The sequence below is a fragment of the Pseudomonas sp. T1.Ur genome, assembly GCF_023516725.1.
GTDB lineage: Bacteria > Pseudomonadota > Gammaproteobacteria > Pseudomonadales > Pseudomonadaceae > Aquipseudomonas > Aquipseudomonas alvandae.
On the sequence record NZ_JAMGSN010000001.1, the window covers coordinates 4,231,667 to 4,252,604 of the forward strand.

Genomic DNA, 20,938 nt, shown 5'->3' on the forward strand with positions numbered 1-20,938 from the left:
GGAGCAAGCGCCCTCGCCACAGGTTTTCACTTGCGACCGGTTCAATCCGGCGTGATCGCGAGCAACCTCGCTCCCACAGGCTTCCCGGCCTGCGATATACTGCCGCGCCTTTTTAGCGTCGCGCCAGCATGCCCGGCGTGCCTTGACTTGGGGTCAGCGCCAAGCGACAAGCGCCAAGCGACAAGTTCAGAGCAGTCCGCGTACTGCTTCAGCTTGCCGCTTGAAGCTTGCAGCTCGAAGCTGCCTCATAAAATGTTCCCGTCTTAGAGAGGAGCGCGACTCATGACCGTGATCAAGCAAGACGACCTGATTCAGAGCGTTGCCGACGCCCTGCAGTTCATTTCCTATTACCACCCCGTGGATTTCATCCAGGCGATGCACGAGGCCTACCTGCGCGAAGAATCGCCGGCGGCCCGTGATTCCATGGCGCAGATCCTGATCAACTCGCGCATGTGCGCCACCGGCCATCGACCGATCTGCCAGGACACCGGCATCGTGACCGTGTTCGTGCGCGTGGGCATGGACGTGCGTTGGGATGGCGCGACCATGAGCCTGGACGACATGATCAACGAGGGTGTGCGTCGCGCCTACAACCTGCCGGAAAACGTCCTGCGCGCATCGATCCTGGCCGACCCGGCAGGCGCACGCAAAAACACCAAGGACAATACCCCGGCGGTCATCCATTACTCCATCGTCCCGGGCAATACCGTGGAAGTGGACGTGGCGGCCAAGGGCGGCGGCTCCGAGAACAAGTCGAAGATGGCGATGCTCAACCCGTCCGACTCCATCGTCGACTGGGTCCTGAAGACCGTGCCGACCATGGGCGCCGGCTGGTGCCCACCGGGCATGCTCGGCATCGGCATCGGCGGCACCGCCGAGAAAGCCGCGGTGATGGCCAAGGAAGTGTTGATGGAATCCATCGACATCCACGAGCTCAAGGCTCGCGGCCCGCAGAACCGTATCGAAGAGATGCGCCTGGAGCTGTTCGAGAAGGTCAACCAACTGGGCATCGGCGCCCAGGGCCTGGGTGGCCTGACCACCGTGCTCGACGTGAAGATCATGGACTACCCGACCCACGCCGCCTCCCTGCCGGTGTGCATGATCCCCAACTGCGCCGCCACCCGTCACGCCCACTTCGTGCTGGATGGCACTGGCCCGGCGTCGCTGGAAGCGCCACCGCTGGACGCCTACCCGGAAATCGTCTGGGAAGCCGGTCCGTCGGCGCGTCGCGTGAACCTCGACACCCTGACCCCGGAAGACGTGCAGAGCTGGAAACCGGGCGAAACCGTCCTGCTCAACGGCAAGATGCTCACCGGTCGCGACGCGGCGCACAAGCGCATGGTCGAGATGCTGAACAAGGGTGAAACCTTGCCGGTGGACCTCAAGGGCCGCTTCATCTACTACGTCGGCCCGGTCGATCCGGTCGGTGACGAAGTGGTGGGCCCTGCCGGCCCGACCACCGCCACGCGGATGGACAAGTTCACCCGCCAGATCCTCGAGCAGACCGGCCTGTTGGGCATGATCGGCAAATCCGAGCGCGGCCCGACCGCCATCGAAGCGATCAAGGACAACAAGGCCGTCTACCTGATGGCCGTCGGCGGTGCCGCTTACCTGGTGGCCCAGGCGATCAAGAAATCCAAGGTCCTGGCGTTCGCCGAACTGGGGATGGAAGCGATCTACGAGTTCGAGGTCAAGGACATGCCGGTGACTGTCGCCGTGGACAGCAAAGGCGAGTCAGTGCACATCACAGGCCCGGCGATCTGGCAGCAGAAGATCAGCGAGAGCCTGGCGGTGGAAGTGCAGTAACAGGCATTTTGGCGCAGTAAAAAAAGGCCGGTGGGGCAACAACCCCACCGGCCTTTTTTGTGTACCGAAACCATGCCCTCGCCACAATGATCGGTATTCATCATTCAAGTAACTGGCCCACCGTCAATCCCTGTGGGAGCGAGCTTGCTCGCGAAAGCGGTGGGTCAGCCGACATCAATATTGAATGTGCCGGCGTCTTCGCGAGCAGGCTCGTTCCCACAGCGATCTGCGGCAGGCTCGAAGTACATGATCGCGCGAAGCAACCGCCATGCTATCGTGCCCGCCCGACTTTCCACTGGTTTACGCCAGCATGCTGCCGACCACCCGTACCTTGCGCCTGTCGTTGTACACCTTGCTCATCCTCGCCGGCGCGGCGGTTGCCGCCACCCTCGCCGTGCGCCACGCCGAGCGCGAGGCCTTGGAAGAAGACGCCAGCCGTGCCAGCCAACAGTTGGCGCTGTATGCCAATTCGTTGCACACCCTGATCGAACGCTACCGCGCCCTGCCCGCCGTGCTGGCGTTGGACCCGCAGTTGCGCTCGGCCCTCAAAGGGCCGGTCAGTCCAGCCCAGCAGGACGCACTGAATCGCAAGCTCGAACAGATCAATGGCGCCGCACAGTCATCCACATTGGAACTGCTCGACCACAGCGGACTGGCCGTCGCGGCCAGTAACTGGCGCCTGCCCAGCAGCTACGTCGGGCACAACTATGGTTTCCGTCCCTATTTCATCCAGACCCGCACCCAGGGCACTGGACGGTTCTATGCGGTGGGCGTGACCAGCGGCATCCCGGGGTACTTTCTCTCCAGCGCCGTGACCGGCGACGACGGCGCATTCCTTGGCGCGATGGTGGTGAAGCTGGAGTTTCCAGAGCTGGAGCGCGAATGGCGCCAGGGCAACGACACCCTGCTGGTCAGCGATGCCCGGGGCATTATTTTCATCGCCAACCGCCCGGGCTGGCGTTATCGCCACTTGCAGCCGCTGACCGACAACGACCGCGCCGAACTCAAGGCCACCCGCCAATACGACAAACAACCGTTGCAAGCCCTGGTCCATGAGCCGGTGCGCCGCTTCGATGACAACAGTCATCTGGCCCGGGTCGAAGCCCCCGATGGCTCGGCGGATTACCTGTGGGAATCCTTGCCGTTGACGGCCGAGGGCTGGACCCTGCACTTGCTGCGTCGCCCGCAGATCGCCTTCGAGGACTTGCGCAACGCCGGCCTCGCCGCCGCCGGGTTGTGGCTGGCGCTGGTGTTCCTCCTGCTGTTTCTCAACCAGCGTTGGCGCCTGGCAAGGTTGCGCCAACGCAGCCGCGAGGAACTTGAACGACTGGTGGACGAGCGCACCCGGGAATTGCACACCGCCCAGGACGGTTTGGTGCAATCGGCCAAGCTCGCCGCCCTGGGGCAGATGTCCGCCGCGCTGGCCCACGAAATCAATCAGCCATTGACCGCCCAGCGCATGCAACTGGCCACCCTGCGCCTGCTGCTGGACCATGGCCGCGTCGACGACGCCTACAAAGCCCTCAAGCCGGTGGACGACATGCTGACCCGCATGGCCGCCCTCACCGGCCACTTGAAAACCTTCGCCCGCAAAAGCCCCAGCGGCCTGCGCGAACGCCTGGACCTGGCGGCGGTGGTGGACCAGGCCCTGCAATTGCTGGAAACGCGCCTGCGGGACGAAAACGTCAGTACCGTGTTGCACCTGACCCGGCCGGCGTGGGTGCGTGGCGACGCAATCCGCCTCGAACAGGTACTGATCAACCTGCTGCGCAACGCCCTCGACGCCATGACCGACCAACCCCTCAAGCGCCTGGAAGTGCGCCTGGAGGCCGATGACCAATTGTGGCGCCTGACCGTCAGCGACAGCGGCACCGGGATCGCCGAGGAACATCTGGCGCAAGTGTTCGACCCCTTCTTCACCACCAAGGCCGTAGGCGATGGCCTCGGCCTGGGGCTGGCGGTTTCGTTTGCGATCATCCATGAATCCGGCGGGCGCTTGACGGCGGACAATCATGAACACGGCGCGGTATTCTGCGTGACCTTGCCCATCGTTCAGGAGGCGCAATTGCATGCTTGATTCGGTCATAGTCGTCGATGACGAAAGCAGCATTCGCACGGCTGTCGAGCAATGGCTGAGCCTGTCGGGGTTCCAGGTGCAATTGTTCAGTCGCGCCGAAGAATGCCTGGCGAAGCTGCCGGAAAACTTTCCCGGGGTGATCCTCAGCGACGTGCGCATGCCCGGGCTGGGCGGCCTGGAGTTGCTGGCCGAAATACGCAGGCGTGACCCGGACCTGCCGGTGATTCTGCTGACCGGCCATGGTGACGTGCCGATGGCCGTGGAGGCCATGCGCGACGGGGCCTATGACTTCCTCGAAAAACCCTTCAGCCCCGAAGCGCTGCTGGGCAGCTTGCGCCGGGCGCTGGACAAGCGCTTCCTGATTCTGGAAAACCGCCGGCTGCACGAACAGGCCGATGCCCGCGCCAAGCTCGACGCCACCCTGCTTGGCGTCTCTCGCTCACTGCAAAACCTGCGGCGCCAGGTGCTGGACCTGGCAACACTGCCGGTCAACGTGTTGATCCGCGGCGAAACCGGCAGTGGCAAGGAACTGGTTGCCCGCTGCCTGCACGACTTCGGCCCAAGGGCGAGCAAACCTTTCGTGGCCCTGAACTGCGCGGCCATCCCCGAACCGTTGTTCGAGGCCGAACTGTTCGGCCATGAAAGCGGCGCCTTTACCGGCGCCCAGGGCAAGCGCATCGGCAAGCTCGAATACGCCGACGGCGGCACATTGTTCCTCGATGAAATCGAAAGCATGCCGCTGGCCCAGCAAGCCAAGTTGCTGCGTGTGTTGCAGGAAAAGAAACTCGAACGCCTGGGTTCCAACCAGAGCATCAACGTCGACCTGCGCATCATCGCCGCCACCAAACCCGACTTGCTGGACGAGGCCCGGGCCGGGCGTTTTCGTGAAGACCTGGCCTATCGCCTGAACATCGCCGAGCTGCGCCTGCCGCCGTTGCGGGAACGACGTGAAGATGTTCCGCTGCTGTTCGAGCATTTCACCCACAGCGCCGCCGAACGCCTCGGTCGCCCCGCCGTCCCCTTGAGCGGCCCGCAACTGAGCCATCTGCTCAGCCATGATTGGCCGGGCAATGTGCGCGAATTGGCCAACGTCGCCGAGCGCCAGGTGCTGGGCCTGGACCAACTGCCCGCCCTGGACACCGAACCGGGCCAATCCCTCGCGGCCCAACAGGAAGCCTTCGAAGCCCAATGCCTGCGCGCCGCCCTGACCCGGCACAAGGGTGATGTGAAAGCCGTGCTCGAAGAGCTGCAACTGCCGCGCCGCACCTTCAATGAGAAGATGCAGCGGCATGGGTTGAGTCGGGAGATGTTTTTGTAAGGTCGCTATTTTTTGGCGGCTGTACTGGCCTCATCGCGAGCAAGCTCGCTCCCACATTTCCGTCCGGTGTGCACATCACCCTGTGGGAGCGAGCTTGCTCGCGAAAGGGCCGGTACAGACGACAACCTCTTCCGGCATAAGCGGATTCCCGCCCACACCCCCAACCACAATGAGCGGATTTCCGCCGACGCAACACCGCCGCCCCCTCTAGACCGGCCCTCCGCCACCTGGCACAGCTCCTGCTATAGCCCTGGCAGGCTGCGTTCCAACGCGCTCCACAAAAACAATTAAACGAAGGATCCTTCAATGGATAACTCCAACGCCCTGCCCATCGGGTCGGCTGCCGTGCCCGCCCGTGAAAGAACCACCGCCAGCCGGATCAAATCGATCTTCAGCGGCTCGGTCGGCAACATGGTCGAGTGGTATGACTGGTACGTCTACGCCGCTTTCTCGTTGTACTTCGCCAAAGTCTTCTTCCCCAAGGGCGACACCACCGCCCAATTGCTCAACACCGCCGCGATCTTCGCCGTGGGCTTCCTGATGCGCCCGATCGGTGGCTGGCTGATGGGCCTTTACGCCGACCGCGCCGGTCGCAAACGTGCACTGATGGCCTCGGTGTACCTGATGTGCTTCGGCTCGCTGATCATCGCCCTGAGCCCGGGCTACGAAACCATCGGCGTCGGCGCGCCGATCCTGCTTGTGTTCGCCCGCCTGCTCCAGGGTTTGTCGGTGGGTGGCGAGTACGGCACTTCAGCGACCTACCTGAGCGAGATGGCGACCAAGGAGCGTCGCGGTTTCTTCTCCAGCTTCCAATACGTGACGCTGATCTCCGGCCAGCTCATCGCCCTCGGCGTGCTGATCGTGCTGCAACAATTCCTCACCACCGAGCAGCTGTACGCCTGGGGCTGGCGCATCCCGTTCGCCATCGGCGCGCTGTGTGCGATCGTCGCGCTGTACCTGCGACGTGGCATGGAAGAAACCGAATCGTTCACCAAGAAAGAAAAGGCCAAGGAAAGCGCCATGCGCACCTTGATGCGCCACCCCAAGGAACTGTTGACCGTGGTCGGCCTGACCATGGGCGGCACGCTGGCGTTCTACACCTACACCACCTACATGCAGAAATACCTGGTGAACACCGTCGGCATGAGCATCTCCGACTCCACCACCATTTCCGCCGCCACGCTGTTCCTGTTCATGTGCCTGCAACCGGTCATCGGTGGGCTGTCGGACAAGATCGGTCGTCGGCCGATCCTGATTGCCTTCGGTATCCTGGGCACGCTGTTCACCGTGCCGATCCTGACCACCCTGCACACCATCCAGACCTGGTGGGGCGCGTTCTTCCTGATCATGGCGGCGCTGATCATCGTCAGCGGCTACACCTCGATCAACGCCGTGGTAAAAGCCGAGCTGTTCCCCACCGAAATCCGCGCCCTGGGCGTCGGCCTGCCCTACGCACTCACCGTGTCGATCTTCGGCGGCACCGCTGAATACATCGCGCTGTGGTTCAAGAGCATTGGCATGGAAACCGGCTACTACTGGTACGTGACGGCCTGCATCGCCGTGTCGCTGTTGGTGTACATCACCATGAAAGACACCCGCAAGCATTCGCGGATCGTGACGGACTGATATCCCGGTCGCAAAAACAGAAGGGGCGAACCTTGATAGGTTCGCCCCTTTTTCGTTCCGCTTTGTGAGATTAATTCCCACTTAATGGCGGCGCTTCATTCTCACCTCCATCAAACATTGATTGGAGCATGACCATGAAAACCAGACTGATCTTCGCCCTGACCCTCTCCGTACTGGCGAGTAGTGCCTTTGCCGACGACGGCTTCGACCGCACCGGGACCGCCGCTTTTATCGCCAGCGGTCACGAGCGCGCCGGTTCCGCCGTTGTTGCCAAGAAAGATGAAAACCATGCCATCGAGCCTGCCGTCGCCGCGGATGGCGCCGACCGCGCGGATGCGGCGTCTACCAACTAATCCCAGTCATCACTAAATCCTTGTGGGAGCGAGCTTGCTCGCGATAGCGGTGTGTCAGCCAACATCAATGCTGGCTGACCTGACGCCATCGCGAGCAAGCTCGCTCCCACCAGGTTTTGAGGTGCTGACAAAACGGGCTGATCGCTGCACTATCCTCGGATCCCTCCAAATAGCACCGGACTTGCGCACTCTCATGCCCGACGACATTCATTTCTACGAACCCGCCAACGGCCACGGCCTGCCCCACGACCCGTTCAACGCCATCGTCGGCCCACGGCCCATCGGCTGGATTTCTTCACAAGATGGCGAAGGTCGCCTGAACCTGGCGCCCTACAGTTTCTTCAACGCCTTCAACTACGTCCCGCCGATCATTGGCTTCTCCAGCGTCGGGCGCAAAGACAGCCTGAACAACATCGAACAGACCGGCGAATTCGCCTGGAACCTGGCCACGCGCCCGTTGGCCGAGCAGATGAACCAGAGTTGCGCGATGGTCGCGCCCGAGGTCAACGAATTCGAGCTGGCGGGCCTGACGCCGGCGGCGCCGCGAGTGATCCAGGTACCCCGCGTGGCCGAGAGCCCGGTGTCCTTCGAGTGCAAGGTCACGCAGATCATTCAATTGCAACGGGCCGACAAGGCGCTGGTGCCGAGCTGGCTGATCCTCGGCGAAGTGGTCGCCGTGCACATCGCAAAGTGGCTGCTGAAGGATGGGGTCTACGACACCGCAGCCGCCGAGCCGATCTTGCGTGGTGGCGGGCCGGCGGATTATTTCCAGCTGGGGCCGGAGGCGTTGTTCAAGATGCATCGCCCCAAGTAGAAGCAGCGCGATCCCCTGTGGCGAGGGAGCTTGCTCCCGCTCGGTTGCGAAGCGACCGTAAAATCCTGGGGCCGCTACGCCCGAAGCGTCGGACCGTCCCAGCGGGAGCAAGCTCCCTCGCCACAAAAGCGATCCCCAGGAGGCTGGTTTACCAGACCAACCCACCCTCGTCGTCGACACCCTGCAGGTGAGTCAACTGCACCGCAGCCGCTTCATCGGCCTTGGTAGCGGTCTCGAACACCTGCTCTTCCAGCACTTTGTTGAAGCGCGGCGCACCTGAGCCACCGATGGCCTTGGTGGCGATGGCTGCGTAATAGCCGCCACCTTCCTTGGGAACAACAGCGGAAACAGCTTCAAACGTTTCAAAGGCTTTGCGTGCCATAGTGCGCATCCTGGCGATGGAAAATGACCGTCATTAAACCTTCAACCGGCCAGTTTGTGTACCTTCGCCATGCACCCTTCGGTCGCCTGGACGGCAGACACTTCCCGGAAGGTATGAAAATCCAGGCTGCTCACCACCAGGTCCTGTACCAGCTCGGCGAAGATCGCCATGGCCGGTGAGTTGAAATAGGCGTCCATCGCCTGTTGGTTGACCCACAGCCCGGACACCAGCCACAGATCGGCGTCGCATTGCGATTGCTGCAAGGCAAAGTGCAGGCAACCGGGCGCCTGGCGCGAGGGCGCGATCAGCGTGCTGAGGCGTGCACCCAACGGCTTGGAACAGCCGGTGCGGGCCCGGACGAAAGCCATGTGGCTGACGGGGATGTGTGTAGTCATGTTCAACCCTCCCAGGTAATCCGTTGTGCAGCCGGGGACAGGCTGCGACAGGATCAAAGGTTAAGCGCCGCGACGCCAGCTTCGTTAGTCGATTCCTGCCGACCCATTGCACAATCCTGCCCCTCGCCAACCCCGAATCCGGCCTCGACATGAGTTGAACACAGGAAGTTGAAACAAAAGGTTTCAAGCAAGTTTCAACCGCGTTGCACGGTCCTGCAGGCGCCAGCCTTGCAGGATCAGGCAAGCTTTCAACAGGATGTGACTACCGCCGCGCCTTGCACAAACATAAGCTTTGCTACATCGCCCCTGTATTCGTTGAGGATTCCGGCATGTCGCCACTCGATCACGCCCACGTCCCGCTGGACACGTACCTGGAACAACAGCGCGCCGAACTGGCGTCGATCATCGACCGCAACACCAGCGAAGACGGCAGCTACGCCACGGCCATCGGCTCGTTGCATCTGTCGCGCCACAGCCAGCCGCACAAGTTCGCCCCGGTGCTGGCGCAACCGGCCCTGTGCATCATGGCCCAGGGCAGCAAGCAGGTGCGCCTGGCGGATGAATTGTTCAACTACGACCCGCTGCATTACCTGGTGGTCTCGGTGTCGATGCCGTTGAGCGGTTGCATCGCCAACGTCTCGCCCGAGCAGCCGATCCTGGCGTTGCGCCTGGACATCGACCCGGCGGAAATCACCGCGCTGATCGCCGATGCCGGCCCCCTGGGCGTGCCGACTCGCCCGGCCGGTCGCGGCCTGTATGTCGAACGCCTGGACACGCCGATGCTTGACGCCGTACTGCGCCTGGCGCGCCTGCTCGATACGCCGAAGGACATCGCCATGCTCGCGCCCCTGGTGCGCCGCGAAATCCTCTATCGCCTGCTGCGCAGCCCGCAAGGCTATCGGCTGTATGAAATCGCCATTGCCAACAGCCAGAGCCATCGCATCAGCCAGGCGATCAAATGGCTCAACGGCCATTTCGAACAACCGTTGCGCATCGATGACCTCGCTCGGGAAGTGAATCTCAGCGTCTCGACCTTGCACCATCGGTTCAAGGCCATGACGGCCATGAGCCCGTTGCAGTACCAGAAGCAACTGCGCTTGCAGGAAGCCCGTCGGCTGATGCTGGCCGAAGGGCTGGAAGCGTCGGCGGCGGGGTATCGGGTGGGGTATGAAAGCCCTTCGCAGTTCAGCCGCGAGTACAGCCGCTTGTTTGGCGCGCCGCCGTTGCGGGATCTGGCGCGGTTGCGGATGACTGTTTGATCCAGACTTTGTGCTGACTGGGCCGGCCTCATCGCGAGCAAGCTCGCTCCCACAGTTGATCGGTTGTGAATAGAGAATTTGTGTTCACTGAAGATCTCCTGTGGGAGCGAGCTTGCTCGCGAAGAGGCCAGTAGATGCAGCTCACCCCTTGACCTCAGGCACTCAGCAACCGACACGCCTGCGCCGGCACCGTCACCGACACTGCATGCCCGATGCCCAGTTCGATGCCCTGGCACGGCGTGTTCAGCGCCGTGAACGAGACCCCGGAACATTCCACTGTGGTCTCGACGGTCGCCCCGATGTCCCGCACGAACAGCACTTTTCCGAGCAAGCGGTTACCCGCCGAGGCCTGGGGCGATGACAGCTGCACGTCTTCGGGACGCACCAGCAGCTTGATCCTTTCCCCTGGGTTGACGCCAAGGCTGGCCGGCACTTCCAGCGTGTCCCCGCCCGGCAGCCCGACCCGCCCGTTGCCCAGGGAAGTCGCGGGAAAGATGTTGCCGGAACCGATGAAATCAGCGACGAATTCATTGGCCGGGTGCCGATAGATCTCGATCGGCGTGCCGACCTGCTGCACGCGATGCTCACCCAACACCACGACGATGTCGGCCATGGTCATGGCTTCGCGCTGGTCATGGGTCACCAGGATGGTGGTGATGTTCAGGCGCTGTTGCAGTTGGCGGATTTCCACTTGCATCGACTCGCGCAACTTGGCGTCCAGGGCCGAGAGCGGTTCGTCCAGCAACAGTATTTTCGGGCGGGCGGCGATGGCCCGGGCAATCGCCACGCGCTGGCGCTGGCCGCCGGAGAGTTTCGCCACCGGCCGGTCGATCATCGCCTGGAGCTGGATCAGCTCCAGCAACTCCACCACCCGCGCCTGTTGCTCGGCCTTGCCCACGCCTCGCAGTTTCAACGGGTAGGCAATGTTCTCGCCGACGGTCATGTGCGGGAACAACGCCAGCGACTGGAACACCATGCCGAAGTTGCGCAGATGCGCCGGGGTGTGGCCGATGTCTTCGCCGTCCAGGCGGATTTCGCCGCCGCTGAGGCTTTCCAGGCCGGCGATCATGCGCAGCAATGTGGTCTTGCCGCAGCCCGAAGGCCCGAGAAAACACACCAGCTTGCCCTCGGGCAAATGCAGGTTCACGTCCCTGACCGCGCAGGCCGAGCCGTAGTGTTTCTCGACGTTTTCCAGTATCAGTCCAGTCATGTCTTCACCTCGAAATCAAAAGGAAACACCGCCCTCGCCCACCAGTTTCTCCAATGCCCAGATCAGCACGAAGTCGATCAGCACGATGAGCACGGCAAACGAAAAAACGGTGGGGTCCAGCGACGACACGGTGCGGCTGTACATCCAGATCGGCACGGTCATGACATCGATGGTGTAGAGGAAATAGGTCACGGTGAATTCGTTGAACGAGACGATGAACGCCAGCAGCATCCCGGCGAGAATCCCCGACTTCATCAACGGCACCACCACGTCGACGATGGCCCGGCGCGGTGTCGCGCCGAGCATGCGTGCGGCCTCTTCGATTTCGTTGCCGATGCCGAGCATGGCGGCGGTGCAGTTCTTCACCACGAACGGCAGGGCCAGGATCACGTGGGCGATCACTAACCGCGAGGTGCTCATCTGGAACGGCAGGCTGTCGAATACCAGCAGCAACGCCAAGCCGAGCACCACCATGGGAAACACCAGCGGCAGCGACATCAGTTGCAGCGCCACGGCCTTGCCACGGAACTCGCAACGGGTCAGGGCGTAGGCCGCCGGCACGGCGATCAGCGTGGCGAAGATCATCGTCAGGCAGGCCACCAACAGGCTGGTGCCCATGGCCTGGCCCAGGCTCAGCACATCGCTGGCGTCCGGCGAGACGAAGGTGTGCCAGGCCGCCCTGTACCATTGCAGGCTGTAGCTGCTCGGTGGAAAGTCCAGGTTCGCCGCGCCGCTGAAGGACATGACGATCATGGTCAGGATCGGCAGCACCGCCAGCAGCAGGATGAAACCTGACAGCAGCCCCGCCACACGGCCGGTTTCACCGGGCAACAACGCCTGGCGTTTTTTACTCATTACGCTCATTGCGAAGCCTCCAGCATCCGCCGACGACGGCCAGTGAAATACTCGGAAAGGGTCATGATCAGCAGCGTGGTGACGATCAACACCACACCGGCGGCAGAAGCGGCGGGCCAGTTCATCAGCGGAGCAATCTGATCGTGGACCATCACCGCCAACATCGGCACCCGTCTACCGCCCAACAGCAGCGGCACGACAAAGCTGCTGGCGTTGTAGGCAAACACCAGCGTCGCGCCGGTGATGATCCCCGGCAGGCTCATGGGCAGCACCACTTGGCGGAATACCTGGAAACGGCTGGCGCCGAGGGTGGCGGCGGCCTCTTCATAACTGCGGGCAACACCACGCATGGCACTGGCGATGGGCAGCACGGCCAGCGGGAATGCGGTCTGGACCAGGCCCATCAGCACGCCGTTCTGGTTGTAAAGCAGCATGAGCGGACGCTTGATCAGCCCCAGGCCCATCAATGCCTGATTGAGCATCCCGGCAGGGCCGAGGATGACCAGCCAACCATAGCTTTGCAGCAACAGATTGACCAACAACGGCAACAGCACCGCCGCCAGGAACACCCGTCGCAACAACGGCGAAGCCAGCCGCGACATGGTGTAGGCGACGGGAATCGCCAGGAGCACGGCGATCACTGCGCTGATCAGCGCCAGGCGCAAGGTCAGCAGCAGGGACTTGAGGTAATAAGGCTCCAACAACTGCCCATAGCTGGCCAGGCTGAAGCCGCTCCATTCAGCGCCCTTGGTGCCGACGCTCATGCGCAGCACCAACAGGCTGGCGGCGACCAGCACGCCGAGAAACAACATCGACGGCGAAAGAAAAAACCATGCGCGCGCCGTCGGCGAAATATCGCGCCGTGAACGCGCCGGCGCGACGCTCTGCGGATGGGTTAACGGTTGATGTTCCATGGCAAGGTCTCGTCAGTGGAAAACGACAGAACAAATACACTCTCAAAACAACCCAATCCCTGTGGGAGCGAGCCAGCTCGCGAAGACGACAGCACAGTCAACATCCCCATCAACTGACCCACCGCTTTCGCGAGCAAGCTCGCTCCCACACTCAGGTCTTCGGTATGCCACCAATCCGGAGCACACCCCAATCCCTTGTGGGAGCGAGCTTGCTCGCGAAGACGGCAGCACAACCAACATCCCCATCAACTGACCCACCGCTTTCGCGAGCAAGCTCGCTCCCACACTCAGGTCTTCGGTATGCCACCAATCCGGAGCACACCCCAATCCCTTGTGGGAGCGAGCTTGCTCGCGAAGACGGCAGCACAGCCAACATCCCCATCAACTGACCCACCGCTTTCGCGAGCAAGCTCGCTCCCACACTCAGGTCTTCGGTATGCCACCAATCCGGAGCACACCCCTTGTGGGAGCGAGCTTGCTCGCGAAGACGGCAGCACAGCCAACATCCCCATCAACTGACCCACCGCCTTCGCGAGCAAGCTCGCTCCCACACTCAGGTCTTCGGTATGCCACCAATCCGGAGCACACCCCAATCCCTGTGGGAGCGAGCTTGCTCGCGAAGACGGCAGCACAACCAACATCCCCATCAACTGACCCACCGCTTTCGCGAGCAAGCTCGCTCCCACACTCAGGTCTTCGGTGTGCCACCAGTCCGGAGCACACCCCAATCCCTTGTGGGAGCGAGCTTGCTCGCGAAGACGGCAGCACAGCCAACATCCCCATCAACTGACCCACCGCTTTCGCGAGCAAGCTCGCTCCCACACTCAGGTCTTCGGTATGCCACCAATCCGGAGCACACCCCAATCCCTGTGGGAGCGAGCTTGCTCGCGAAGACGGCAGCACAACCAACATCCCCATCAACTGACCCACCGCCTTCGCGAGCAAGCTCGCTCCCACACTCAGGTCTTCGGTGTGCCGCAAAATCCGAGCACACCCCAATCCCTGTGGGAGCGAGCTTGCTCGCGAAGACGGCAGCACAGCCAACATCCCCATCAACTGACCCACCGCTTTCGCGAGCAGGCTCGCTCCTTCATGGGTTTATGGGTTGCAATCAGGAGGAGAAGATTTCCGTGTACCGGCGGATCCACTGGTCATGCACCGTGGCGAGGAAGGCGTTGTCGTGCATGATTGCCTTGTCGGCGATTTGCTCGGGCGTGAGGATGTACGGGCTCTTGCGCGCTTCGGCGGAGATGATGGCCTTGGCGTTGACCGGGCCGTTGAAGATGTCTTCGGCCATCTTGCCCTGCACCAGCGGGTCAAGGGAGTGGTCGATGAAGGCGTAGGCCAGGTCGGTATCGCCCGGGCGGTTTTTCGGCATGACCGAGAGCATCAGGTCGGTGTAGAAACCTTCCTTCATGCCGAACGTCGCGCCGAGGCCATAGGCCGGGTCGCGGATCTGCTTGGGGAAGAACGCCGGCGCGTACAACCCGCCCATGTCCAGGGAACCGGTGCGGAACAGTTCGGCGATCTGGTTGGGGTTCTCGCCGAGAGTCATCACCCGGTCCTTGAGCTCCGCGAGTTTCTTGAACCCGGGCTCGATGTTGTGTTCGTCACCGCCGGCCAGCTTCGCGGCGATGATGATCAGGTCCATGGCCTCGGTCCAGTTCGGCGGCGGCAGGAAGATATTCGGCGCCAGCTCCGCATCCCACAGCGCGGCGTAGCTGTCCGGCGCCTGCTTCAAGGTGCGAGTGCTGTAGACCAGGCTGTTGCACCACAACAGGTAACCGATGCCATGCCCGCCTGCGCCCGTGCGGTATTGAGCCGGTACGTCGACCAGGTTGGGAATGCGATTGAGGTCAGGTTTTTCCAGCAACCCGGCGGCGGCCAGGCCCTCGGCACCCACGCCCGCGAGGGTGATGATGTCGTACTGCGGGCGGTCGCCACCGGCCTTGAGCTTGGCGACCATTTCCGAGGTGCTGCCGGTGCGGTCGGCAATGACCTTGGCCCCGGTCTTGGCCTCGAACGTCGCAGCGATATTGCGCAGCGCGGCCAACCCGGTGTCATCGGACCAGGTCAACAGGCGCAGGGTCTTGCCGACAAACCGCGTGTCGCTGGCCCGGGCACTGATGAAAGGCACGCTCATGGCGGCCGCCGCGACCGACACCACACTCGCGGTCTTGATGAATTGACGTCTGTTCAGATCATGCTCGCCCATGGAGGACTCCCTTTGTTCTTCTAGGTATGAGGTGGGTAAAACCTGTTGCGCCCGCACCGTTCAACGACGGCCAAAGCCCCGTATTGCAAGGGCTTCGCCGCTGTCTGCGGCCATCCTGAGGTTGTGCAAAATCCCTGACTATCGAAAAAAACTCATTGGAGCCATGTCCGTGGCGCATGCCTTTTTTCGAGGCATGCGTGACCGAATAACGGGCCGTCAGACGGCCCGGATCACGTGCTTGATTTCCTGGAACGCGGCCAGCCCCCAAGGCCCCAACTCACGGCCCAGGCTGCTCTGCTTGTAACCGCCCCAAGCGGCCTGGGGAAAAATCACTTGCGGGGCGTTGATCCACACCAGCCCCGCCTGCAAGGCATCGGCGACCTTCCCGGCCGCCTCGACATCGCGGCCAACCACGCTGGCCACCAACCCGAAACGGCTGTCGTTGGCCAGGGCAATCGCCTCCTCCTGGGAGCTGAAACTGCGCACGCACAGCACCGGCCCGAAAATCTCTTCGCACCACAACGCACTGTCCAAGGGCACGTTGGTGAAGAGGGTCGGCTGTAAAAAAAAGCCGCGCGACAGGTGCGCAGGTCGTTGACCACCGCAGACCAGCGTCGCCCCGGCGCTCAAGCCGCGATCGATGTGCCCCAGCACCCGCTGGTACTGCGCCTGGTTGACCAGCGCGCCCATCTCCACAGCGGGATCGAATGGATCGGCCACGCGGATCGCCTCGGTCCGCGCCTTGAGCCGTTGCAGGAACTCATCGGCCAACTCATCGGCGACCAACACCCGAGTGGTGGCCGAACACATCTGCCCGGCATTGAAGAAACCACCACCGCAGGCCAGTTCCACCGCCAGGTCGAGGTCGGCGTCGGCCAGTACCAGCAAGGACGATTTGCCCCCCAGTTCCAGGCTCACGCCCTTCACCGTTTCCGCCGCCCGTTGCATCACTTGCACGCCCACCGCGTTGCTGCCGGTGAAGGAAATCTTCGCCACCCGCGGGTCCGACGCCAGCGGCGCACCAACGGCCAGGCCCGTGCCACAGACCAGGTTGAACACACCATCGGGCAAGCCGCATCCGGCGATGATCGAGGCCAGTTCCAGCTCCGGCAACGGCGTGACTTCCGAAGGCTTGAGCACCACGCAGCAGCCGGCGGCCAACGCCGGGGCGAGTTTCCAGGCGGTGGTGACCATCGGGAAATTCCACGGCACGATCAAGCCGACCACACCGCAAGGCTCTCGGCGGATGCGTGCGTTGAAATCATCGCTGGGCAACGCCAATGGGCTGTCCTGGCGGGCGTCCAGTTCTTCGGCCAAGCCGGCGTAATATTCGAATGTCGCGACCACATCGTCGACATCGATGGCCGCTTCGAACAGCGGCTTGCCGTTGTTGCTCGATTGCAAATGCATCAGCCGCTCACGAGCATCCCGCACGCCGGCAGCGATACGGCGCAGCAGCGCGCCACGCTCGGCGCCCGAGGTGCTTGACCATGGGCCGAACGCCTGGGTAGCGGCCGCCAAGGCTTGATCAACGACAGGCTCGTCACCGCCATACACCGTGGTCAGCAGTGCCTCGGTCGCCGGGTTGATCACTCGCAACGGTTGAGCACCGGCCAACCATTCGCCATTGATGTACAGCCCGTCTTGCGTCGTAGGGAAATTCATTTCGCCACCTGCGCCATCCAGTTCGCCTGGTCGATTTCAATCAATGTCGGACCCTGCCGGTCGCAAGCGGCGAGTAAAGCGGTATGCAGTTGCGTCACGCCATCGACGGCTTCGGCAACGCAGCCCAAGGCCTTGGCGACACCAATGAAATCCGGCGTGTAGATGTCCACGCCCACCGGCTCGATGGCGCGGTTGACCATGTATTTCTTGATCTCTTCGTAGCCCTGGTTATTCCACAGCAGCACGATCACTGGCGTGCGCGCTTCCACGGCGCTGGCCAGTTCCGGCAGGGTGAACTGCAACCCACCGTCACCGATCAGGCACACCACGGGCGGGCGACCATGACCGTTGTCGACACCGCCAAGCCAGGCGCCGATCGTCGCCGGCAATGCGTAGCCGAGGGTGCCGTAGCCGGTGGACGAGTTGAACCAGCGGCGCGGGCGTTCGGGATTGAAGGTGAGGTTGCCGGTGTAGACCGGCTGGGTGGAATCGCCGACGAACACCGCGTCGGGCAATGCCTGCAATACCGTGTCGAGAAACACCGTCTGGGCGCGGGTCGGGACGTCCCATTGCTGATCGAGTTCAACCCGCAGCCGTTCGACACGAACCGCGCCCCAATTGTCGTCGCCCGCGCCGGGCACGCGACGGTTCAATGCATCGAGCAATGCCCGGGCGGCATTTTGGGCGTCGGCCACCAGCGCCAGTTTTGGTGGGTAGTTGCGCACGGTCTGGTCGGGATCGATGTCGATGCGCAACAACGCGCCGGGAATCTCGAAGCCACCGGCGAAAGTGATGTCGTAATCGGTCTCGGCCAGTTCGGTGCCGATCGCCAGCACCACATCGGCTTCGGCCACCAGGGCCCGGGTGGCGACCAGGCTCTGGGTCGAGCCGATCAGCAACGGATGGCGAGACGGCAGCAGGCCCTTGGCATTGATGGTCAACGCCACGGGAGCGCCGAGGCGTTCAACCAGTTCAGTCAATTCGACCCCGGCGTCCAGCGCACCGCCGCCGGCAAGTACCAACGGGCGCCGAGCCGTCGCCAGCAGGGCCGCCATTTGCTCCACGGCACTGGGCGCGGCCCCGGCACGATGGATGTTCACCGGCGTGCTGGCGAGCAAGTCATCGGCCTCCTCGACGAGCACATCCAGCGGAATCTCGATGTGCACCGGTCGCGGCCGCCCGGCCTGGAACAACGCAAAGGCGCGGGCCAGCACGCCGGGCAATTCGCCGGCCGACATCAGCGTGTGGGAAAACGCCGCCACACCACCCACCAGCGCGCCCTGGTTCGGCAGTTCATGGAGCTTGCCGCGCCCGCCGCCCAACTGACTGCGCGACTGCACGCTGGAGATCACCAGCATCGGGATCGAATCGGCGTAGGCCTGGCCCATGGCGGTGGTGATGTTGGTCATGCCAGGACCGGTGATGATGAAGCACACGCCCGGCTTGCCGCTGACCCGGGCATAACCGTCGGCCATGAAACCGGCGCCCTGTTCATGACGCGGCGTCACATGGCGGATGCTGGAACGGGCCAGCCCGCGGTACAACTCGACGGTGTGCACGCCGGGAATGCCGAACACCTGCTCCACGCCATAGCCTTCGAGTAACTTGACCAACACTTCGCCGCACGTCGCCATTGCCATTGCCTTTTTCTTGTCTTCAAGAGAGCCCCGCACGTCACCTGGCGGGCCCCTTTTGTTCTGAGGGAATGGCGTTATTGGAACGGTCAGGCCGTAGCGGCAACAATGGATAAAAAGTCATACTAGCCATGTCCTCACGTCATGGCTTGGATCCAAATGAAACGACTTCCTCCGCTGCCGACACTGCACACGTTTCTGATCACGGCCCAATGCTGCAACTTCACCCGCGCCGCCGAACAGCTGCACATCACCCAGGGCGCGGTGAGCCGGCAGATCGCCGGGCTGGAAGATCATTTGGGTTATGCGCTGTTCCAGCGCCAGGCACGCGGCTTGAGCCTGACCGCCGAGGGCCTGGCGTGGCTGCCCCGGGTGCAGCAGGTGTTCAGCCTGATCGGCGAGGCGGTCGAGCAGATCGGCGAGAAGCGCCAGACCCTCCAGCTCAAGGCTCCTACCTGTGTGATGCGCTGGCTGCTGCCGCGCCTGTTGCAATGGCAGAAGGAGCGCCCGGACGTGCCGGTGGAACTGACCACCACGGTCCGCCACGGCGTGGATTTCCAGCGTGAGGCGTTCGACGCCGCGGTGATCTACGGCCCGCCACCCGACGCCTCGCTTGACTGCCTGCACTTGTTCGACGAGCAGCTGACTCCGGTGTGCTCGCGCCCTTTGCTGGAAGGTCCGGTCCCGCTGGATTCACCCATCGATCTGCAACAACATTTGCTCCTGCACCCCACCGCCGACGAGCGCGACTGGAATGCCTGGCTGGCGGCGGCCGACGTGCACCTGAGCAACGTCAGCAAGGGCCAGCATTTCGAAACCCTGGACCTGGCGATGTCCATGGCCTCCCAAGGCACGGGCGTGGCGATTGGCGACTGGTCGCTGATCGGCGAAGACCTCAGCGCCGGCCGGCTGGTGATGCCGTTTGAACTGAAGGTCAGGACCGGGTTGGGCTATCACTTGGTGTACCCGCGCAAACCCGAGGTGTCGGGGCCGTTGCAGGCGTTGATGGGGTGGTTGGTGGAGCAGGCCCGGGCGCGTTGAAGGTGCTTTTGTGGCGAGGGAGCTTGCTCCCGCTGGGCTGTGTAGGAGCTGTCGAGCGAAGCGAGGCTGCGATCTCTCCACAACCCATTGAATCAAGAGCGAAAGATCGTCCGAACGCGGCCCGAGCCTTCGCCAGCTCCTACAGAACCCAGCGGGAGCAAGCTCCCTCGCCACAAAAGCCAGGCAAACTTCGGTGTATCAAAGTAAATTCGGCGCCTGCACCGGTTCGATCTGCGCCCAGTGCGAGGTGTCTTCGCGATGCTGTTGCAGATACGGCAACACCGCCCCCAGCAGCGGCGCCTTGAAGGCTTCCTGAAAGCGATGGGCCAGGCCTGGGATCAGCTTCAACTGGCTGCCGCGAATATGCGCCGCGAGGTGCACGCCATGCATCACCGGCAACAACGGATCGGCGGTGCCATGGACGACCAGGGTCGGCACCTGCAACTGGTTGAGCAGCGCCACCCGGCTCGGCTCGGCCATGATCGCCATGATCTGGCGCTTCACACCCTCGGGGTTGAAGGCCCGGTCGTAGGCGACCGCAGCCTGGTGCAGCAAGACCTGCCGATCATCTACCACCATCGGGCTGCCCAATGCGGCGAGCAAGTCCGCCTGCTGCTCCAGCGCCACCTCGCGATTCGGTGCGCTGCGCCGCGACAACAATTGCACCAACGTTTCACTGGGCGCCGGCAAGCCTTGCGCGCCTGAAGTGGTCATGATCAGCGTCAGGCTCTCGACACGCCCGGGCGCCATGGCGGCCATGTGCTGGGCGATCATGCCCCCCATGCTGACACCCAGTACGTGGAAGCTTTGCACGTGCAGAGCGTCCATCAAGCCCAGGCCATCGGCGGCCATGTCGGTCAATGAATAAGGCGCGGCCACCGGCAGGCCGAGTTTGTAGCGCAGGGCCTCGAACGTCAGGTTGGCGCTGCCGGGCGCCTGGCGCCAGGCGGACAGGCCCACGTCCCGGTTGTCATAGCGGATCACCCGGAAACCCTGTTCACACAGCGCCACCACCACTTCGTCCGGCCAGTGGATCAACTGCCCGCCCAAGCCCATCACCAGCAACAACGCCGGGTCGGAGGCACGCCCGATGCTCTGGTACGCCAGGCTTACCTGGTCCAGGTCGACCCGTTGGGTCGCGACATTGACATCACAACGAGAAGCCGCCAACGACGGCAAGCCGCACAACAACGCGGCCAGGAAAATGAATACACGCATGAAGAAACACCAAAACGCAGAACCCCAGTAGAGCGCGAGTCTGATGAAGTTTGTTCAAGCGCGCTGCCACAGTTGCGTGACAGTTTGATGAAGATTGCGTAGGAGCTGCCGAAGGCTGCGATCTTTTGATCCTGATCGGCTGTTTTTTCCCTTAGG

General features: G+C 62.9%; 17 protein-coding genes. 8 read left to right on the forward strand and 9 right to left on the reverse strand.

Going from position 1 to position 20,938, the window contains the following annotated elements:
* Positions 1–282: 282 nt before the first annotated feature.
* The 6 genes from M8Q45_RS18925 (at position 283) to M8Q45_RS18950 (ending at position 7,994) form a co-directional block, all read left to right on the forward strand.
* Positions 283–1,806, forward strand: a complete 1,524-nt coding sequence (locus M8Q45_RS18925) for a fumarate hydratase (RefSeq protein ID WP_039591419.1) — start codon at positions 283–285, stop codon at positions 1,804–1,806.
* A gap of 310 nt (positions 1,807–2,116) precedes the next feature.
* A complete protein-coding gene (locus M8Q45_RS18930; RefSeq protein ID WP_249877354.1) occupies positions 2,117–3,883 on the forward strand; it encodes a sensor histidine kinase in 1,767 nt (588 codons plus the stop codon).
* Positions 3,876–5,201 (forward strand): two-component system response regulator MifR, encoded by a 1,326-nt coding sequence (gene mifR / locus M8Q45_RS18935; RefSeq protein WP_249875949.1) that lies wholly within the window; start codon positions 3,876–3,878, stop codon positions 5,199–5,201. The genes M8Q45_RS18930 and mifR overlap by 8 nt, the downstream gene beginning before the upstream one ends.
* Before the next feature lie 306 nt (positions 5,202–5,507).
* Positions 5,508–6,827: an MFS transporter gene (locus tag M8Q45_RS18940; protein ID WP_249875950.1), complete on the forward strand. Its 1,320-nt coding sequence runs from the start codon at positions 5,508–5,510 to the stop codon at positions 6,825–6,827.
* Positions 6,828–6,961: 134 nt separating this feature from the next.
* Positions 6,962–7,180: a hypothetical protein gene (locus M8Q45_RS18945; RefSeq protein ID WP_249875951.1), complete on the forward strand. Its 219-nt coding sequence runs from the start codon at positions 6,962–6,964 to the stop codon at positions 7,178–7,180.
* Positions 7,181–7,373: 193 nt separating this feature from the next.
* Positions 7,374–7,994 (forward strand): flavin reductase family protein, encoded by a 621-nt coding sequence (locus tag M8Q45_RS18950; RefSeq protein WP_249875952.1) that lies wholly within the window; start codon positions 7,374–7,376, stop codon positions 7,992–7,994.
* A 148-nt stretch (positions 7,995–8,142) separates the two neighbouring features.
* Here M8Q45_RS18950 and M8Q45_RS18955 read toward each other — a convergent pair whose 3' ends face one another.
* Positions 8,143–8,376: a hypothetical protein gene (locus M8Q45_RS18955; RefSeq protein ID WP_030138442.1), complete on the reverse strand. Its 234-nt coding sequence runs from the start codon at positions 8,374–8,376 to the stop codon at positions 8,143–8,145.
* Between the two features lie 41 nt (positions 8,377–8,417).
* Positions 8,418–8,771 (reverse strand): putative quinol monooxygenase, encoded by a 354-nt coding sequence (locus tag M8Q45_RS18960; RefSeq protein ID WP_030138441.1) that lies wholly within the window; start codon positions 8,769–8,771, stop codon positions 8,418–8,420.
* Positions 8,772–9,100: 329 nt separating this feature from the next.
* Here M8Q45_RS18960 and M8Q45_RS18965 point away from each other — a divergent pair, with 329 nt between their 5' ends.
* A complete protein-coding gene (locus tag M8Q45_RS18965; protein ID WP_249875953.1) occupies positions 9,101–10,030 on the forward strand; it encodes an AraC family transcriptional regulator in 930 nt (309 codons plus the stop codon).
* Positions 10,031–10,184: 154 nt separating this feature from the next.
* Here M8Q45_RS18965 and M8Q45_RS18970 read toward each other — a convergent pair whose 3' ends face one another.
* The 6 genes from M8Q45_RS18970 to M8Q45_RS19000 all read right to left on the reverse strand — a co-directional run bounded on the left by M8Q45_RS18970 (position 10,185) and on the right by M8Q45_RS19000 (position 18,523).
* Positions 10,185–11,240, reverse strand: coding sequence for an ABC transporter ATP-binding protein (locus M8Q45_RS18970; protein ID WP_249875954.1), 1,056 nt, complete (start codon positions 11,238–11,240; stop codon positions 10,185–10,187).
* Positions 11,241–11,255: 15 nt separating this feature from the next.
* Positions 11,256–12,104, reverse strand: coding sequence for an ABC transporter permease (locus tag M8Q45_RS18975; protein ID WP_249875955.1), 849 nt, complete (start codon positions 12,102–12,104; stop codon positions 11,256–11,258).
* Positions 12,101–13,009 (reverse strand): ABC transporter permease, encoded by a 909-nt coding sequence (locus M8Q45_RS18980; RefSeq protein ID WP_249875956.1) that lies wholly within the window; start codon positions 13,007–13,009, stop codon positions 12,101–12,103. Before M8Q45_RS18980 ends, M8Q45_RS18975 begins: the two co-directional genes overlap by 4 nt.
* Before the next feature lie 1,111 nt (positions 13,010–14,120).
* Positions 14,121–15,224: an ABC transporter substrate-binding protein gene (locus tag M8Q45_RS18990; protein WP_249875957.1), complete on the reverse strand. Its 1,104-nt coding sequence runs from the start codon at positions 15,222–15,224 to the stop codon at positions 14,121–14,123.
* Positions 15,225–15,440: 216 nt separating this feature from the next.
* Positions 15,441–16,889: an aldehyde dehydrogenase family protein gene (locus M8Q45_RS18995; RefSeq protein WP_249875958.1), complete on the reverse strand. Its 1,449-nt coding sequence runs from the start codon at positions 16,887–16,889 to the stop codon at positions 15,441–15,443.
* Entirely contained in the window at positions 16,886–18,523 is a 1,638-nt protein-coding gene (locus M8Q45_RS19000) for a 5-guanidino-2-oxopentanoate decarboxylase (RefSeq protein WP_249877355.1), read from the reverse strand. The genes M8Q45_RS18995 and M8Q45_RS19000 overlap by 4 nt, the downstream gene beginning before the upstream one ends.
* Before the next feature lie 159 nt (positions 18,524–18,682).
* On the opposite strand from M8Q45_RS19000, the gene M8Q45_RS19005 reads away from it, so the two are divergent.
* Entirely contained in the window at positions 18,683–19,564 is an 882-nt protein-coding gene (locus tag M8Q45_RS19005) for a LysR substrate-binding domain-containing protein (protein ID WP_249875959.1), read from the forward strand.
* 198 nt (positions 19,565–19,762) lie between these two features.
* On the opposite strand, the gene M8Q45_RS19010 is transcribed toward M8Q45_RS19005, so the two are convergent.
* Positions 19,763–20,782 carry an alpha/beta fold hydrolase gene (locus tag M8Q45_RS19010; RefSeq protein ID WP_249875960.1) on the reverse strand — a complete coding sequence of 340 codons (1,020 nt, stop codon included), beginning with the start codon at positions 20,780–20,782 and terminating at the stop codon, positions 19,763–19,765.
* Between the last annotated feature and the right edge of the window lie 156 nt (positions 20,783–20,938).

Bases quoted from the DNA above. Each gene is read 5' to 3' on its own strand.
- mifR (WP_249875949.1), top strand. From the start codon at position 3,876: ATGCTTGATTCGGTCATAGTCGTCGATGACGAAAGCAGCATTCGCACG.
- M8Q45_RS18970 (WP_249875954.1), bottom strand. From the start codon at position 11,240: ATGACTGGACTGATACTGGAAAACGTCGAGAAACACTACGGCTCGGCC.
- M8Q45_RS18990 (WP_249875957.1), bottom strand. From the start codon at position 15,224: ATGGGCGAGCATGATCTGAACAGACGTCAATTCATCAAGACCGCGAGT.
- M8Q45_RS19010 (WP_249875960.1), bottom strand. From the start codon at position 20,782: ATGCGTGTATTCATTTTCCTGGCCGCGTTGTTGTGCGGCTTGCCGTCG.
- M8Q45_RS19005 (WP_249875959.1), top strand. From the start codon at position 18,683: ATGAAACGACTTCCTCCGCTGCCGACACTGCACACGTTTCTGATCACG.
- M8Q45_RS18950 (WP_249875952.1), top strand. From the start codon at position 7,374: ATGCCCGACGACATTCATTTCTACGAACCCGCCAACGGCCACGGCCTG.
- M8Q45_RS19000 (WP_249877355.1), bottom strand. From the start codon at position 18,523: ATGGCGACGTGCGGCGAAGTGTTGGTCAAGTTACTCGAAGGCTATGGC.
- M8Q45_RS18940 (WP_249875950.1), top strand. From the start codon at position 5,508: ATGGATAACTCCAACGCCCTGCCCATCGGGTCGGCTGCCGTGCCCGCC.
- M8Q45_RS18945 (WP_249875951.1), top strand. From the start codon at position 6,962: ATGAAAACCAGACTGATCTTCGCCCTGACCCTCTCCGTACTGGCGAGT.
- M8Q45_RS18995 (WP_249875958.1), bottom strand. From the start codon at position 16,889: ATGAATTTCCCTACGACGCAAGACGGGCTGTACATCAATGGCGAATGG.
- M8Q45_RS18980 (WP_249875956.1), bottom strand. From the start codon at position 13,009: ATGGAACATCAACCGTTAACCCATCCGCAGAGCGTCGCGCCGGCGCGT.
- M8Q45_RS18955 (WP_030138442.1), bottom strand. From the start codon at position 8,376: ATGGCACGCAAAGCCTTTGAAACGTTTGAAGCTGTTTCCGCTGTTGTT.
- M8Q45_RS18930 (WP_249877354.1), top strand. From the start codon at position 2,117: ATGCTGCCGACCACCCGTACCTTGCGCCTGTCGTTGTACACCTTGCTC.
- M8Q45_RS18965 (WP_249875953.1), top strand. From the start codon at position 9,101: ATGTCGCCACTCGATCACGCCCACGTCCCGCTGGACACGTACCTGGAA.
- M8Q45_RS18975 (WP_249875955.1), bottom strand. From the start codon at position 12,104: ATGAGCGTAATGAGTAAAAAACGCCAGGCGTTGTTGCCCGGTGAAACC.
- M8Q45_RS18960 (WP_030138441.1), bottom strand. From the start codon at position 8,771: ATGACTACACACATCCCCGTCAGCCACATGGCTTTCGTCCGGGCCCGC.
- M8Q45_RS18925 (WP_039591419.1), top strand. From the start codon at position 283: ATGACCGTGATCAAGCAAGACGACCTGATTCAGAGCGTTGCCGACGCC.